Origin of the sequence: Saccharopolyspora soli (genome assembly GCF_022678645.1) — a bacterium.
Classification (GTDB): Bacteria; Actinomycetota; Actinomycetes; order Mycobacteriales; family Pseudonocardiaceae; genus Saccharopolyspora; species Saccharopolyspora soli.
Genome location: NZ_JALBWV010000033.1, coordinates 40,173 through 54,524 on the forward strand (window position 1 = coordinate 40,173; position 14,352 = coordinate 54,524).

Genomic DNA, 14,352 nt, shown 5'->3' on the forward strand with positions numbered 1-14,352 from the left:
GCCGAGCAGCGTCCGTCGGCGCCGCGAGCGTTCGCCTTCGGGGCGTCAGGCGAAGCGGGGTGGGCCGCCGTTTAGTGCTCGGTGGGTGGCGTCTTCATCGATGTAGAAGTTCGGGCGTTGGTGGTCTTCGTCGTAGTAGCGGTGGAAGACCGGGGTTTGCGAGCCTGACATCGGGGGCACGATCCAGGACCAGTCCACCGGGCACTTGCGGCCCGCCGCCTCCTCCTTGGCGAGGTGCGTCAGGAAGCGCTTGGATTCGGTGTGGTGGTCGGTGATGGTCACCCCGGCCTGCTGGTAGGAGTGCAGCACCGCGCGGTTCAGCTCGACCAGCGCGCGGTCACGCCACAGGGTGTCCTCGCGCGAAGTGTCCAGGCCCAGCCGCTCGGCGACCAGCGGGACGAGGTTGTAGCGATCGCTGTCGCCGAAGTTGCGGGCGCCGATCTCGGTGCCCATGTACCAGCCGTTGAACGGCGCCGCCGGGTACGGCACGCCGCCGATGTTCAACCGCATGTGGCTGATCACCGGAACCGCGTGCCAGCGCAGGCCCAGCTCGGCGAACCAGGGCAGCTCCGGGTGGGTCACCGGGACCTCTTCGATCACTTCCGGCGGCAGGGCGAACATGTGCGGTCCTTCGTCGACGGTCTCCACCACCAGCGGAAGCGCGTCGAACGCGGTGCGCCGGAGCGGTGGCTGCCAGCCGAAGCTGAGCACGGCTTCGGTGAAGCGCACGTAGCGCGGATCGCCGAGCACCGTGCCGTCCGGTCGCTGGTACCCCGCGTAGCGGACGAGTTGCTCGTTCCAGATCCGCGGTGCCGGGCGCTGCGGCGTCTCGGGCGGGAACACGCTGATCACCGGGCGGATCTTGCCGTTGTTGGTGGCCATCCGCAGGTGCTGGACGCAGTGCGCGGCAACGCCGGACGCGGTGTGCACGTCGCGCAGGTCGCGAACCTTCAGGCTCCGCCAGTAGAGCCGCCCGATGCAGCGAGCGCTGTTGCGCCACGCCACTTGCGCGCCGAAGGTCAGTTCCTGCTGGGAGTGCCGATAGGTGCCGATCGTGTCCACCTCGTAGCGCATCCGGTCCAGCCGCTGTTGCAGCGATCCGGATTCGCGGTTCTCGGCGTGGAACAGCCGCAGGAATTCCTCGGCCTCGGCCATGTCCACCGGCGGCGCGGAACGGGCGGACGACGGACGCACCACGCGCAGCCGCCTGGTCGGCTGCGATGCGCTGGCATTGCCGGAGAAGACGGAGTCCGGCGCGTCGCCACTAACCCTGAACACGAATCACACGGTAGCGCCACACAAATGATCTTGAGCACGGGCACCTGGGGTGCGCGGCTGGTCCGCGACGCGGCCACGCGGGCGATTTCCCGCGAAATCGGCGAATCACGCCACCGTCGGCAAGGCCGGGGTGGTGACGTCGTAGGTCTTGCCCGGTCGGGTCAGCAGCGCTGGCAGGATCGCTGCCTTCCAGGGAGTTTCCTCCAGCGATCCCCAGTGGACCTCTCGGTTGCCCCTGAGCAGCAGGCGGACGTCGTTGGGCTGCTCCGCGATCATCGCGCTGACCTCGGCTCGCAGCGCCTGGGGCAGGGCCATCAGGACCGTCAACGCCGCTCGGGTCGCCGGGTCGTTCTGCGAAGCCTCCCGCACCCGCAGTTCCGGCAGGCTGGCCGGGCGTTGCGCGACCGCCTCGAACGGCACCCCGTCCGCGTCCACGAGCTGGATCCCGTTGCGCGCCACCAGGAACGCCACCGGCATGCGTTCGATGATCCGCACCCGCACCGCGGACGGCCAGGCCAGCGACACCTGGGCCGCCGCGATCTTCGGCATCGCCCGCAGCCGGGTCTGGACGTCGTCGACGTCCACCTGCAGCATCGGAGTGCCCGGCTCGATGCCAGCCGCCCGCACCACCTGGTCCTGGGCGAGCGTCGCGTTGCCGACGACCTCGACCGACCGGACGCCCAGCAGCGGCGTGAAGTACAGCACGACCACGCCGAGCGTCATCGCCGCCAGCACCGCCGGTAGCGCCCAGCGCCGCCACTTCGGGAGGATCGTCCGGCCGCCCCGCACCGGGCGGCCCCGAGTGCTGCGCGGCCCGGGGCGCTCCGTCGCGCGACGACGCGTTGGGGTCACCCCAATTCCTCCCCGGCGGCGCGGTCCTGCCCGGCGTGCCGGTCGAGCTCGGCGAGGATCTCCGGGCCGAGCATCGTCACGTCCCCGGCCCCCATGGTCAGCACCAGGTCACCGGGCCGGGCCCGGCTCGCGACCAGCGGCGCGGCCGCCGCGAAAGACTGCTCGTAGTGCACCTTTTCGGCCGACAGCGGCACCTGGTCGGCGATCAGCTTGCCGGTGACACCCGGCTGCGGATCCTCGCGCGCGCCGTAGACGTCGAGCACCACGACCTCGTCGGCCAGTCCCAGCGCGGTCGCGAACTCGTCGGAGAACGCCGCTGTGCGGGAGAACAGGTGCGGCTGGAACACCACTACCAAGCGGCCGTCGCCGACCACCGGCCGAGCCGCGCGCAGCTGCGCGTCCACTTCGGTCGGGTGGTGCGCGTAGTCGTCGTAGACCCGGACGCCGTCGGCGCGGCCCTTGAACTCGAACCGCCGCCGGACCCCGCCGAAGGCCGCGAGCCCGTCGAGCAGATCCGCAAGCGGCGCGCCGAGTTCCAGCCCGGCCAGCAACGCGGCGACCGCGTTGCCCGCCATGTGCTCGCCCGGCACCGAAACCTGCACGTCGACGCGGTCACCGTCGAGTTCCACGGCCGCCACTCCGGTGCCGTGCTGGGGCCGGTAACCGACCAGCCGCGCGTCACCGTCGCCGGTCACCGAAGTCCCGTAGCGCCGCACCCGGATCCCGGCCGCGGCCGCCCGGTCGGCCAGCTCGGCGGCCCCCGGATCGTCGGCGCAGGCGATCAGCACCCCGCCCGGCTCGATCCGCTGCACGAACTCCTCGAAGACCTTGGTGTACGCCTCGGCGGTGCCGTGGTGGTCCAGGTGGTCGGGTTCGACGTTGGTCACCACCGCCACCGACGGCGCGAACACCAGGAACGAGCCGTCGCTCTCGTCCGCCTCCGCGACGAAGATGCTGCCGTCGCCGTGGTGCGCGTTCGCACCGGACTCGTTGAGGTCGCCGCCGATGGCGAAGGACGGGTCGAACCGGCAATGCTGCAGCGCCACGGTCAGCATCGACGTGGTGGAGGTCTTGCCATGGGTGCCCGCCACGCAGGCCACCCGGTGCCCCGCCATCAGCGCGGCCAGCGCTTCGGCCCGGCGCAGCACGGCGATGCCGCGCCGCTGCGCCTCCACCAGCTCCGCGTTGTCCGGCTTGATCGCCGTGGACACCACGACCGCCGTCGGGTCGGCGTCGAACTGGTCGAGGTGCTCCGCCTGGTGGCCGATGCCGATGTGCGCGCCCTGCGCCCGCAGCGCGAGCACGGTGCGCGAGTCGCGGGCGTCCGAACCGGACACCTGCTGCCCGCGGGCCAGCAGGATCCGGGCGATACCGCTCATCCCGGCGCCACCGATGCCGATCAGGTGCACCCGAGCGAGGTCCGAAGTGGACGGTTCGGTCACTGTCCGGCCACCTCCAGCACGATCTGCGCCAGCACGTGGTCGGCCTCGCGGTGCCCGGTACCCAGCGTGGCCCGGCTCATCTCCTGCAGCCGCTGGGCGTCGCGCGCCAGCGGCAGCACCTCGTCGATCACCCGCTGCGTGGTCAGCTGCTCGTCCGCCACCAGCCGCGCACCACCGGCGCTCACCACCGGCTGCGCGTTGAGCGCCTGCTCGCCGTTGCCGTGCGGTAGCGGCACGAACACCGCGGGCAGTCCGACGGCCGAGACCTCCGCGACGGTCATCGCGCCGGAGCGGCACACCACCAGGTCCGCCGCCGCGTACGCCAGGTCCATCCGCTCCAGGTAGGGCACCGCGGTGTAGGCCGGTGCGCCGGGAACCTGTTGCACCGCAATGGTGTTCTTCGGTCCGTGCGCGTGCAGCACACCGATTCCGGCGCGCCCCAACGCTTCCGCCGCACCGGAGAACGCGACGTTCAGCGTGCGCGCGCCCTGCGAGCCGCCGAACACCAGGATCACCGGCGCGTGCGGGTGCAGTCCGAAGTGCGCGCGGGCCTGCGCCCGCAGCGCCCACCTGTCCAGCCTGGTGATGGACTCGCGCAGCGGGATCCCGATGGTCTGCGCCCCGGTCAGACCGCTGTCCGGGGTCGCCGCGAGCACCCGGTCCGCGAACTTCGCGCCCACCTTGTTCGCCAGCCCGGCCCGCGCGTTGGCCTCGTGCACCACGATCGGCACCCGACCGCGCGCGGCCAGGTACGCGGGCAGCGAGACGTAGCCGCCGAAGCCGACCACCACGTGCGCGCCGACGCGGTCCAGCACGTCGCGGGTCTGCTTCACCGACTCGCGCACCTTCAGCGGCAGCTTCAGCAGTTCCGGGCTGGCCTTGCGCGGCATCGGCACCGGCGGGATGAGCTCCAGCGGATAGCCGCGGGCTGGCACCAGCCGGTTCTCCAGGCCGCGTTCGGTGCCCAGCGCGGTCACCTGGGCGTCCGGCCGCAGCCGACGCACCGCGTCGGCCAGCGCCAGCGCGGGCTCGATGTGCCCGGCGGTGCCGCCACCGGCGACCACCACCGACAGCGCCCGCCGTCCCACGGCGGCGCTCTGCGGGTCGCCCACGGCACCCTGGTCGATGCGGACCGTTTGCTCCCCGCTCAACGGTGTCCTCCTCGTGTCTGCGCCCGGGATCCGGGGCCGCTGCGCGCGCCGCGCGCGCGGAGGTCCCCGCTTCCCCGGCGAGTTGCCGCCGCCCCGGAGCTCTTCGCGCCGGGTCGGCTTCGTGGGGTCGTGGGTCGTGTCGGACGCCGCTTGGCCGGTGGCCGGTACGGCGCCGGGGTGGGCAACCGCAACAGCTTGCCGACCCGACCCGGACCCAAAGACCGTAGCGCGGCGATCGCCTCGGGTTCGTGCCGGGCGAAGTTCGCCAGCAGCCCGAACACCAGCATGCTGGTGACCACCGACGATCCGCCGGAGGAGATCAGCGGCAACGGCAGCCCGGTGGTGGGCAGCAGGCCCACCACGTAGCCGACGTTGATGACCGCCTGCCCCACCAGCCAGGTGGTCAGCGTCGCCGACACCAGCCGGATGTACGGGTCGGTGTTGCGGAACGCGATGCGCAGCCCCACGTAGGCGGTGGTGCCGAAGAGCACCAGCACGACCGCGCAGCCGACGAACCCGAGTTCCTCACCGATCACCGCGAAGATGAAGTCGTTGTGCACGTTGGGCAGGTACTGCCACTTCGACCAGCCGCGCCCCAGTCCGCGGCCGAACAACCCGCCGTCGGCCAGCGCGTACTGCGCCTGCATCATCTGGTAGCCCTGCCCGGTCGGGTCGGCCTGCGGGTCCAGGAAGTTGGTCAGCCGCGCCAACCGGTACTCGGCGACCACCGACAGCGCCACGCCAGCGGTCAATGCGCCGAGCAACATGACCAGGAACAGCCGCAGCGGCGCCCCGGCGAACCACAGCAGCGCCAGCAGCACCACGAACAGCGTGATCGTCGAGCCCAGGTCGGGCTGCAACATCACCAGCGTGAACATCAGCAACGCCGCCGGGACCACCGGCACCAGCAGATGCCGGTACTGCGCCATCAGACCGCGCTTGGTGACCAGCACGTGCGCGCCCCACACCGCGAACGCGACCTTGGCGAACTCCACCGGCTGGAACGACACCCCGGCCACCACGAACCAGCTCCGCGCGTTGTTGAGTTCGGTGCCCAACGGGGTCAGCACCAGCACCAACAACACCAGGCAGATCGTCAGCAGGATCAGGCTGTACCGGCGCAACAACCGCACCGGCACCCGCAGCGCGAGGTAGAACACCACCAGCCCGACCAGGCAGTACATCACCTGCTTGCCGAAGACGCTGTAGGACGAGCCGTCCCTGTTGAACGAATCGACGCTGGAGGCCGAAAGCACCATCACCAGGCCGAAAACCGTCAGCAGGCCGAACACCGCCAGCAGCAGGTGGAACGACGCCAGCGGACGGGTCAGCCACGCGGTCAGCGGCGAAAGCACGGTCAGCCCGGCGCGTTTCTTCGCGCTTCGAGCGGCAGCGGGCTTCGTCGCAGTGGTCACCGCGGATCACCCGCCGTGCGTGGACGCTGCCGGAGCATCGGCCAACACGGCTCGCACCGCGTCGGCGAAGGCCCGGCCCCGGTGGGCGTAGTCGGTGAACATGTCCATCGACGCGGCGGCCGGGGCGAGCAGGACCACCGAACCCGGTCGGGCGAACTCGTTGGCCGAACGAACAGCTTGCAGCATGCCCGCATCGTCCCCCGCCGCCACCTCGCGGACCGGCACATCCGGGGCGTGTCGGGCCAGTGCGGTGGCGAACTGATCCCGATCCCGACCGATCAGCACCACGGCCTGCAGCCGAGCGGCGTTGGCCGCCACCAACTCCTCGATCTCGGCGCCCTTGAGCAGTCCGCCCGCGATCCACACCACCCGCGGATGCGCGCGCAGCGCCGCGTCCGCGGCGTGCGGGTTGGTCGCCTTCGAATCGTCCACATAGGACACACCGGCGGCCTCGGCCACCAGTACCGACCGGTGCGCTCCGGGCTGGAACGCCCGCAGCCCTTCGGCCACCGCGCCCGGCTGGACGCCGTAGGCGCGCGCCAGCGCCGCCGCAGCCAGCGCGTTCGCCACGTTGTGCGGCCCCGCCGGGTGCACGTCGGCGAGCGCCGCGAGCACCACCCGGTCGCCGAAGGCGCGATCGAGAAGCGAGGCGTCCTCGACGCCGAGCTGGCCGTCCCGCGGAGCGTCGAGCGTGACGGAGACCCGCCTGGCGTCCGCCGCGGCAGCGGCGGCGAGCCGGGTCGACCACGCGTCGTCGGCGTTGGCGACGGCAACGGAGCTGCCGGAGTAGACCTTCGCCTTGGCGGCCCCGTAGGCGGCGAGGGAGCCGTGCCAGTCCAGGTGGTCGTCGGCGACGTTGAGGACGACGGCGGCGAACGCCGCGACGGAGTCCGACCAGTGCAGCTGGAAGCTGGACAGCTCCACCGCGAGCACCCGGTGTCCGGCGCGGACCGCGTCGACCACCGGCAGCCCGACGTTGCCGCAGGCCACCACGTCGACCCCGGCAGCGCGCAGGATCGACTCCAGCATGCTCACGGTCGTGGTCTTGCCGTTGGTCCCGGTGACCGCCAGCCAGGTCGCCGGGTCACCGCTGTCCTGGTCCAGCCGCCAGGCGAGCTCGACCTCGCCGATCACCTCAACACCCGCCGCGACCGCCGCCGCCAGCAGCGGCGCGTCCGGGCGCCAGCCGGGGCTGGTGACCACCAGATCCGCGCCGGTCGGCGGCTCGGTCAGCCCCTCGACCAGCGCCGCGCCCTGCGCCTGCAGCGACGCCAGGGCGGCGAGCCGGTCGGCGGAAGCGTCCGTGACGGTCACCGCCGCGCCCACCGCCAGCAGCGCCTCGGCGGCCGAGCGGCCGGACACCCCGGCCCCGGCCACCAGCACGTTCAGCCCCTCGAACCGCCCTGCCACCGACTCGTCTCCTTAGCAGCTCGCGCGAATTCGCAGCGTGCCGAACAGCGCTGCCAGGTCATGCAGCCGCTCCCGGCCCGATGTGCGAAACCCGCGCACCTTCCCAGTTCCCGTCTTCACTCTTGTTCTTCGAAGCGCCGCAGCCGCTTAGCCCACCTACGACACTCGCACCGCCGCGGGTTCCGCAAAACGACCACGAGGCCCCCTTCTTCTGTCAGCGGAGGATTCCGGCTAGGGCTAGCCAGTCCGCGTAGAACAGGCCCACGCCGAACATGCAGCTGATCCCGGCCAGCACCCAGAACCGGATGATCACCGTGGTTTCCGCCCACCCGGCCAGCTCGAAGTGGTGGTGGAACGGGGCCATCCGGAACAGCCGTCGTCGGGTGGTCCGGAACACCGCGATCTGCAGCACCACCGACAGCGCCTCGACCACGAACACCCCGCCGATGACGATCATCAGCAGTTCGGTGCGGGTGACCATGGAAAGCCCGGCCAACAGGCCGCCCAGCGCCAGCGAACCCGTGTCGCCCATGAAGATCTTCGCGGGCGCGGCGTTCCACCACAGGAACCCGACGCAGGCCGCCATCGCCGCCGCCGCGACCACCGCGATGTCCAGCGGGTCGCGCACCGTGTAGCAGCCCGGTGTCGGACCGTTGATCGCGAAGCAGTCGTTGCGCAGTTGCCAGAACGAGATCAGCACGTAGGTCGCCAGCACCATCGCCGCGGTGCCGCCCGCCAGGCCGTCCATGCCGTCGGTGAAGTTGACCGCGTTGGACCAGCCGCTGATCGCCACGTAGGCGAAGATCACGAAGCCGACCGCGCCGAAGGAGATCACCGCGATGTCCCGCAGGAACGACAGCTCCACCGACGCCGGGGTGACACCGTTGGCGTTGGGGAACTGGATCGCCAGGATCGCGAACAGCACCGAGGCGACCAACTGGCCGACCAGCTTCGCGGTCTTGTTCAACCCGAGGTTGCGCTGCTTGCGGATCTTGATGAAGTCGTCGAGGAACCCGACGATGCCCAGCGCCGTCGTCAGGCCCAGCACCAGCAGCCCGGACGCGGTCATCTGATCGCCGACCGTGAGGTGGGCGACCAGGTAGCCGACCCACATCGCTACCAGGATCGCCACGCCACCCATCGTCGGGGTGCCGCGCTTGGCGGCGTGCTGGCTCTGCACCTCCTCCCGAATCTCCTGGCCGAAGCCCTGCCTGGAGAACACCCGGATCAGGTACGGGGTGAACAGGATCGAAACCACCAGCGCGACCGCGGCGGCAACCAAGATCGGTTTCACGTCGTCCGCCACCCCGCATCTCCCTCGGCCAGCAGGGCATCGGCGACCCGCCACAACCCGGCGAAATTGGATGCCTTGGCCAGCACCACGTCACCGGGACGCAGCTCGGCGCGCAGCAGCGCGACGGCCGCATCGACGTCCGGCACCAGAACCGACTCCTCTCCCCACGACCCTTCCAGCGATGCCGCCTGGTGCATCACCCGGGCCTGTTCGCCGACCACCACCAGCCGGTCGATGTTCAGCCGGACGGCGAGCCGCCCGATCTCGTCATGCGCCTCGGCGTCCGCTTCGCCGAGCTCGCCCATCGGTCCAAGTACCGCCCACGCCCGACCTGGGCGTCCGCGCGTCATCGCGGCCAGCGTCTTCAACGCCGCACGCACCGACTCCGGGTTGGCGTTGTAGGCGTCGTTGACGACCGTGACGCCGTTCGGGGCCTCGGTGACCTCCATGCGCCGCGCCGACACCCGGCGCGCCGCGCCGAGCCGCTCGGCGACCTGCTCGACCGTGGCACCGAGCTCCAGCGCCACCGCGGCCGCGGTGAGCGCGTTGCCCACGTGGTGCTCGCCGAACAGCGGCAACCTCACCTGCGCCTTGCCCAGCTCGGTGACCAGCGTGAAGGTCGGCCGGGCCTGGTCGTCGACCTCGATGTCCTCCGCTCGCACGTGCGCGTCCGGGTTTTCCCCGACGAGCACCACGCGGGCCTCGGTGCGGTCCGCCATCGCCGCGACCAACGGGTCGTCGGCGTTGAGCACCGCCACCCCGTCCGCGGGCAACGCCTCGACCAGTTCGCCCTTGGCCCGCGCCACCGCCTCCTGCGAGCCGAACTCGCCGACGTGCGCGTGGCCGACGTTGAGCACCGCGCCGATGTGCGGTGGCGCCACCTCGCAGAGGTTCGCGATGTGCCCGACGCCGCGCGCGGACAGTTCCAGCACCAGGTGCCGGGTGTCCTCGTCGGCGCGCAGCACGGTCCAGGGGTGGCCCAGCTCGTTGTTGAACGAACCGGGCGGCGCGACCGTCGGGCCCATCGGCTCCAGCACTTGTGCGATCAGATCCTTCGTGGACGTCTTCCCGGACGAGCCGGTGACGCCGACCACGGTGAGCCGCGGCAGCCGGTCGACCACGTGGCGGGCCAGCTTCGCCAGCCCGGCCAGCACGGCGGCACCGGAACCGTCGGTGTCACCTGCCAGCGCCATCACACCGGACCGATCCGCGACCGGCACCGGCGGCACGATCACCGCCGGGGCGTCGACCTCCCGCGCGGCGAGCACACCCGCCGCACCATCCGCCACGGCCTGCGCGGCGAACTCGTGCCCGTCGACCCGTTCTCCCGGCACGGCCACGAACAGCCCGCCGGGTTCGATCTTGCGGGAGTCGAACTCGACGCCCGCGCTGACGATCTCCGAGCCTTCCGCACGATGAAGCCTGCCGTCCACCGCATCCGCGATGTCAGCGAGGCTGAGCCGGATCAACTTGCCTCCTCGTCGCCCTGCCCCCGACGAACACCGGTTTTCTGTGGATCCTCGGGCCGCTGGCCCAGGATCAGACGCAGCGCGGCGGCGAGTTCTTCCCGGTCCGAGAAGGGGTGCACCACGCCCGCCACCTCCTGTCCTGTCTCGTGGCCCTTGCCCGCGACGACGACGATGTCGCCGGGCTTGGCGCGCTCCACGGCCGCGGCGATGGCCGCGCGCCGGTCGCCGATCTCGATCACTTCCCCGCGCTGGTCGGCGGGTACGTCGCGCGCACCGGCCAGCATGGCCGCCCGGATGTCGGCCGGGTCTTCGCGGCGCGGATTGTCGTCGGTGACGATCAGCAGCTCGGCGCGGCGGGCCGCCGCTTCGCCCATCAGCGGTCGCTTCGCCACGTCCCGGTCGCCTCCGCAGCCGAGCACGACGATTACGTTGCCGTCGACTTGCGCGCGAGCCGCGTCGAGCACCGCGGCCACCGCGCCGGGCTTGTGCGAGTAGTCCACCACAGCGGTGAAGTCCTGCCCGAGCGCGACACGCTCCATGCGACCTGGCACGTCGACTTCCGCGAGGCCGCGCTCGATCGCCCAGGTGGGCACGCCCGCCGCGTGCAGGACACCGATCGCGAGCAGGGCGTTGGCCACGTTGAAGGGGCCGGGCAGCCGCAGCCGGACGCGCAGTTCAAGGCCGTCCGGGCCGTGCGCGGTGAAGGTCTGCTCCCCGGTGGGGAACGCCTGGACGTCGCTGGCGGACCAAGTCGCGTCGCCTTCGGTGGACACCGTGATGGTGTTCGGTTTGACCAACCGCCGCCCCCACTCTCCGTCCACGCAGACGACCTCGTGCTCGGCCCGGCCGTCGAACAGCAGCGCCTTGGCCTGGAAGTAGTCCTCAAGATCGCGGTGGAAGTCCAGGTGGTCCTGGGACAGGTTGGTGAACGCGCCGACGGCGAACCGGGTGCCGGACACCCGCCCCATGGCCAGCGCGTGGCTGGAGACCTCCATCGGCACGTAGGTCACCCGGTGCTCGACCATCACGGCCAGCAGTGCCTGCAGGTCCGGGGCCTCCGGCGTGGTGAAGGCGCTGTCCAGCCGGTCACCGGCGATGCGGGTCTCCACGGTGCCGACCAGCCCGGTGCCGAACCCGGCGGCCTGCAGCGCGGACTCCAGCAGGTAGGTGGTGGTGGTCTTGCCGGAGGTGCCGGTCACCCCGAGCACCTTCAACTGCCGCGACGGATCGCCGTAGATCAACGCCGACGCGGCCCCGAGCACCCCGCGCGGATCGTCGTGCACCAGCAACGACACGCTGCCGTCGCGCACCGCGGGATGGTCGAGGAGCGCGACGCGTTCGACCCCGGCCTGGTCGGTGAGCACCGCGACAGCGCCGGACTCCAGCGCGTGCTGGGCGAAATCGGCACCGTGCACGCGGGTGCCTGGCAGGGCGGCGAAGAGATCGCCGGGGCGGACGTGCTGGGCACGCAGGGTCGCCCCGGTCACCGGCGCCGCGGCGGCGCTGTGACCAGGCGCGCGAAGCATGCGCGCGCCGATTTCGTCGGCGAGCTGATCGATGTCCACCGGCTCGACGTGGGATGGGCGAGGCGGGGCTGTCGCGACCGCGGAAGGCACGTCGCGACAGGCTACCGGTAGCACTCGGATGAGCATCCTCATGGTCGGTCACCCGTTCAACGCAGTGGAGCTTGGATCGTTCGGCCCAACCGCTGCTCAGCCGCCCGAACACGGCTCGCCGGTGCAGTAGAACTCCCCTGTCTCGCTTTTCCGCGGACGGGGGGAGGACGCATGTCGCCGGACTTCGGCGGGGATCCCGAGCAGGCCGAGCGCGCGGTCCAGAAGTGGTCCGAGGGTCTGCGGGAGAAAGCGGCGCAGTTCACCGCGATGCGGCAACAGATCGACGCGATCCGCGTCACGGAGAGCAGTCGATCGGTCGCGGTGACGGTGAACTCCGAGGGCGTGCCGATCGACGTCCGGTTCGGCGAACAGTCGCGGTCGATGACCGGTGCCGAGCTCAGCCGCGAATTCATGGCCGTGCTGCACCGCGCGCAGTCGAAGATCGCCGACCAGGTGGCCGAGGCCACCCGGAGCACCGTCGGCGAGCAGTCCTCGACCGGTGCCGTGATCGACGCCTACCGCAAGCGCTTCCCCCAACCGCCTGGCCCGGCCGCCAACCGCCTGCGGCTCGTGCCGGATCCACCGCCGCCCTCTCCGCCAGCGGCCGCGTCGCGCCCCCAGCCGGATTCCGCACAGCCGGGTCCCGCGCAGCCCCACACCGGCCACGACGACGGCGACTTCAGCGACGAGACGTTCCTGCGCTGACACCTTGCGAGGGGGAGACATGTCCGAGGGCTTCACGCTGCCACCCGACCAACTACGGGCCCACGCGGACCAGCTGGACGGCCATGCCGAGGCGCTCGGACAAGCGGTCGACGCAGCGCGCGGGGCCCACCTCGGTGGCACCGATTACGGGGTGACCTGCGCGTTCCTGCCGTTGAAGCTGTCCATCACCGGAGCGCTGACGGCGGCGACCGTGGGATCGGCGGAGCAGGCGATCGCGGCGCTGGCGACCGCACTGCGCGATGCGGTCGAGGACCAGGAGGTCCAGGACGCCGAGATCGCCGATGCGCTGAAGCGCCTGATCGACGAGCTCGGCTGGTGAGCCCGGTGAACGACGCGGATCCGCCTCGGCCCCCGGTGGACAACCCACTGGTCAGCAAACCCCAAGATTCGTCCGAGTGGTACACCGGAGTCGGCCTGCTGGAAGCGGTAGCGGATGTCGTCGCGGCGATCGAAACCGGCGACTGGACGGACGTCGGATTCGCCGTGGTGGGCGCCGGTCTGGAAACCCTGTCGACCATCACGGATCCGCTGGGCAGCATGTTCTCGGCGGCGCTGTCCTTCCTGATCGAACACTTCCAACCACTCACCGATGCGCTGAACTGGCTGGGCGGCGACGCCGACGCGGTGCGCGCGCACGCGCAAACCTGGCGCAACATCGCGGATTCGCTGCGCACGACAGCGGACACGCTGGAAGCCGACGTGCAGCGCGGCACCGCGGGCTGGACCGGCGCGGCAGCGGACGCCTACCGCGCCAGGCTCGCCACCACGGCCCAGCTCATCCGAGCCCAATCCGAAGCGGCCAGCGGTCTGAGCTCGGCGGCGGAAACGGCGGGCACCGTGGTCGCGATGGTGCGCGCGACGATCCGCGACTTCATCGCCGAATGCGCGGGCCGCCTGGCGGCCTGGGCGATCGAAGCCCTCGCGTCCAGGGGATCGGCCCTACCGCTGATCATCGAACAAGCGTCACTGCGCATAGCCCGCTGGGGTGTCCGAGTGGCGGAGATGATCGTCAAGCTGATCCGAGCCCTGACGAAACTCCTACCCCTACTGGACAAACTAGGCGAACTGGTAGGCCGAATAGGCAAGATCCTAAACGAAATAACCCACGGCAACCCCCTCCCCCAACCCCCGAACAAACCCCGAAACCCCAACAACCCGAACACCCCAAGAAACCCAAACGACCCACCCAACGACCCCCCGGACACCCCCGGTACCGGCCACCCCGACCCGGACGATCCCTTCGACAACCTGCCACCCCACGAGCAGGAAGACCTAATCAGGAAGGTCATCGAAGACTCACGTGGCGGCATGACCCGCGAGGCTGCGATCGCCTCACTCCGAGACGGACCCCCTGGCACCAAGCCATTCGTAGACGAGAAGAACGCACCCGGACCTGACATCCGCTTCCAGGACAACAACGGCAATGATGTCCTAAATCGGGAGAACAAAGCCCTGAACGGAACCGAGAACTCCTTCAACACGAACACGAAAAAAGCGTGCAAACAACTCGGCGAGGATGGCGGAGAAATCTTCTACCAAGTCCCCGAAGGAACAAGCACAGCGGAGCTGAACTCATGGGTGGACCGGTGGCGTGGCCGCCGAGACACGACTGATTACCAAGGCGTCAATCTGATATTTTGCGACTCTTCCGGTAGGATAATCGGAAAGGGAAACCTGGCCAGCGGAAGGATCGAATGAG

Annotated in this window: 12 protein-coding genes; 3 read left to right on the forward strand and 9 right to left on the reverse strand. The window is 70.7% G+C overall.

What is annotated here, in order from left to right; translation table 11 throughout:
- Window positions 1-45: 45 nt before the first annotated feature.
- From MOQ72_RS24110 to MOQ72_RS24150, 9 genes are all read right to left on the reverse strand, one after another.
- A complete protein-coding gene (locus tag MOQ72_RS24110; RefSeq protein WP_242187828.1) occupies window positions 46-1,278 on the reverse strand; it encodes a nitric oxide synthase oxygenase in 1,233 nt (410 codons plus the stop codon).
- A gap of 105 nt (window positions 1,279-1,383) precedes the next feature.
- Window positions 1,384-2,130: a cell division protein FtsQ/DivIB gene (locus MOQ72_RS24115; protein WP_242187830.1), complete on the reverse strand. Its 747-nt coding sequence runs from the start codon at window positions 2,128-2,130 to the stop codon at window positions 1,384-1,386.
- Entirely contained in the window at window positions 2,127-3,509 is a 1,383-nt protein-coding gene (gene murC / locus MOQ72_RS24120) for a UDP-N-acetylmuramate--L-alanine ligase (protein ID WP_242187917.1), read from the reverse strand. The genes MOQ72_RS24115 and murC overlap by 4 nt, the downstream gene beginning before the upstream one ends.
- A gap of 59 nt (window positions 3,510-3,568) precedes the next feature.
- Entirely contained in the window at window positions 3,569-4,723 is a 1,155-nt protein-coding gene (murG, locus tag MOQ72_RS24125; protein WP_372495527.1) for an undecaprenyldiphospho-muramoylpentapeptide beta-N-acetylglucosaminyltransferase, read from the reverse strand.
- On the reverse strand, window positions 4,720-6,138 hold the full coding sequence (ftsW, locus tag MOQ72_RS24130; protein ID WP_242187831.1) for a putative lipid II flippase FtsW: 1,419 nt from the start codon (window positions 6,136-6,138) through the stop codon (window positions 4,720-4,722). The genes murG and ftsW overlap by 4 nt, the downstream gene beginning before the upstream one ends.
- Before the next feature lie 6 nt (window positions 6,139-6,144).
- Window positions 6,145-7,548, reverse strand: coding sequence for a UDP-N-acetylmuramoyl-L-alanine--D-glutamate ligase (gene murD / locus MOQ72_RS24135; RefSeq protein ID WP_242187833.1), 1,404 nt, complete (start codon window positions 7,546-7,548; stop codon window positions 6,145-6,147).
- 214 nt (window positions 7,549-7,762) lie between these two features.
- On the reverse strand, window positions 7,763-8,842 hold the full coding sequence (mraY, locus tag MOQ72_RS24140; RefSeq protein WP_242187921.1) for a phospho-N-acetylmuramoyl-pentapeptide-transferase: 1,080 nt from the start codon (window positions 8,840-8,842) through the stop codon (window positions 7,763-7,765).
- Window positions 8,839-10,311, reverse strand: a complete 1,473-nt coding sequence (locus MOQ72_RS24145; protein ID WP_242187834.1) for a UDP-N-acetylmuramoyl-tripeptide--D-alanyl-D-alanine ligase — start codon at window positions 10,309-10,311, stop codon at window positions 8,839-8,841. The genes mraY and MOQ72_RS24145 overlap by 4 nt, the downstream gene beginning before the upstream one ends.
- Complete coding sequence (locus MOQ72_RS24150) at window positions 10,308-11,963, reverse strand: UDP-N-acetylmuramoyl-L-alanyl-D-glutamate--2,6-diaminopimelate ligase (RefSeq protein WP_242187922.1); 1,656 nt, start codon at window positions 11,961-11,963, stop codon at window positions 10,308-10,310. Before MOQ72_RS24150 ends, MOQ72_RS24145 begins: the two co-directional genes overlap by 4 nt.
- A gap of 135 nt (window positions 11,964-12,098) precedes the next feature.
- On the opposite strand from MOQ72_RS24150, the gene MOQ72_RS24155 reads away from it, so the two are divergent.
- The 3 genes from MOQ72_RS24155 to MOQ72_RS24165 are packed head-to-tail and all read left to right on the forward strand — an operon-like array spanning window position 12,099 to window position 14,351.
- Window positions 12,099-12,632, forward strand: coding sequence for a hypothetical protein (locus tag MOQ72_RS24155; RefSeq protein ID WP_242187835.1), 534 nt, complete (start codon window positions 12,099-12,101; stop codon window positions 12,630-12,632).
- A gap of 19 nt (window positions 12,633-12,651) precedes the next feature.
- Entirely contained in the window at window positions 12,652-12,972 is a 321-nt protein-coding gene (locus tag MOQ72_RS24160) for a type VII secretion target (protein ID WP_242187837.1), read from the forward strand.
- Window positions 12,973-12,977: 5 nt separating this feature from the next.
- Entirely contained in the window at window positions 12,978-14,351 is a 1,374-nt protein-coding gene (locus MOQ72_RS24165) for a WXG100 family type VII secretion target (protein WP_242187839.1), read from the forward strand.
- Window position 14,352 lies beyond the last annotated feature (1 nt).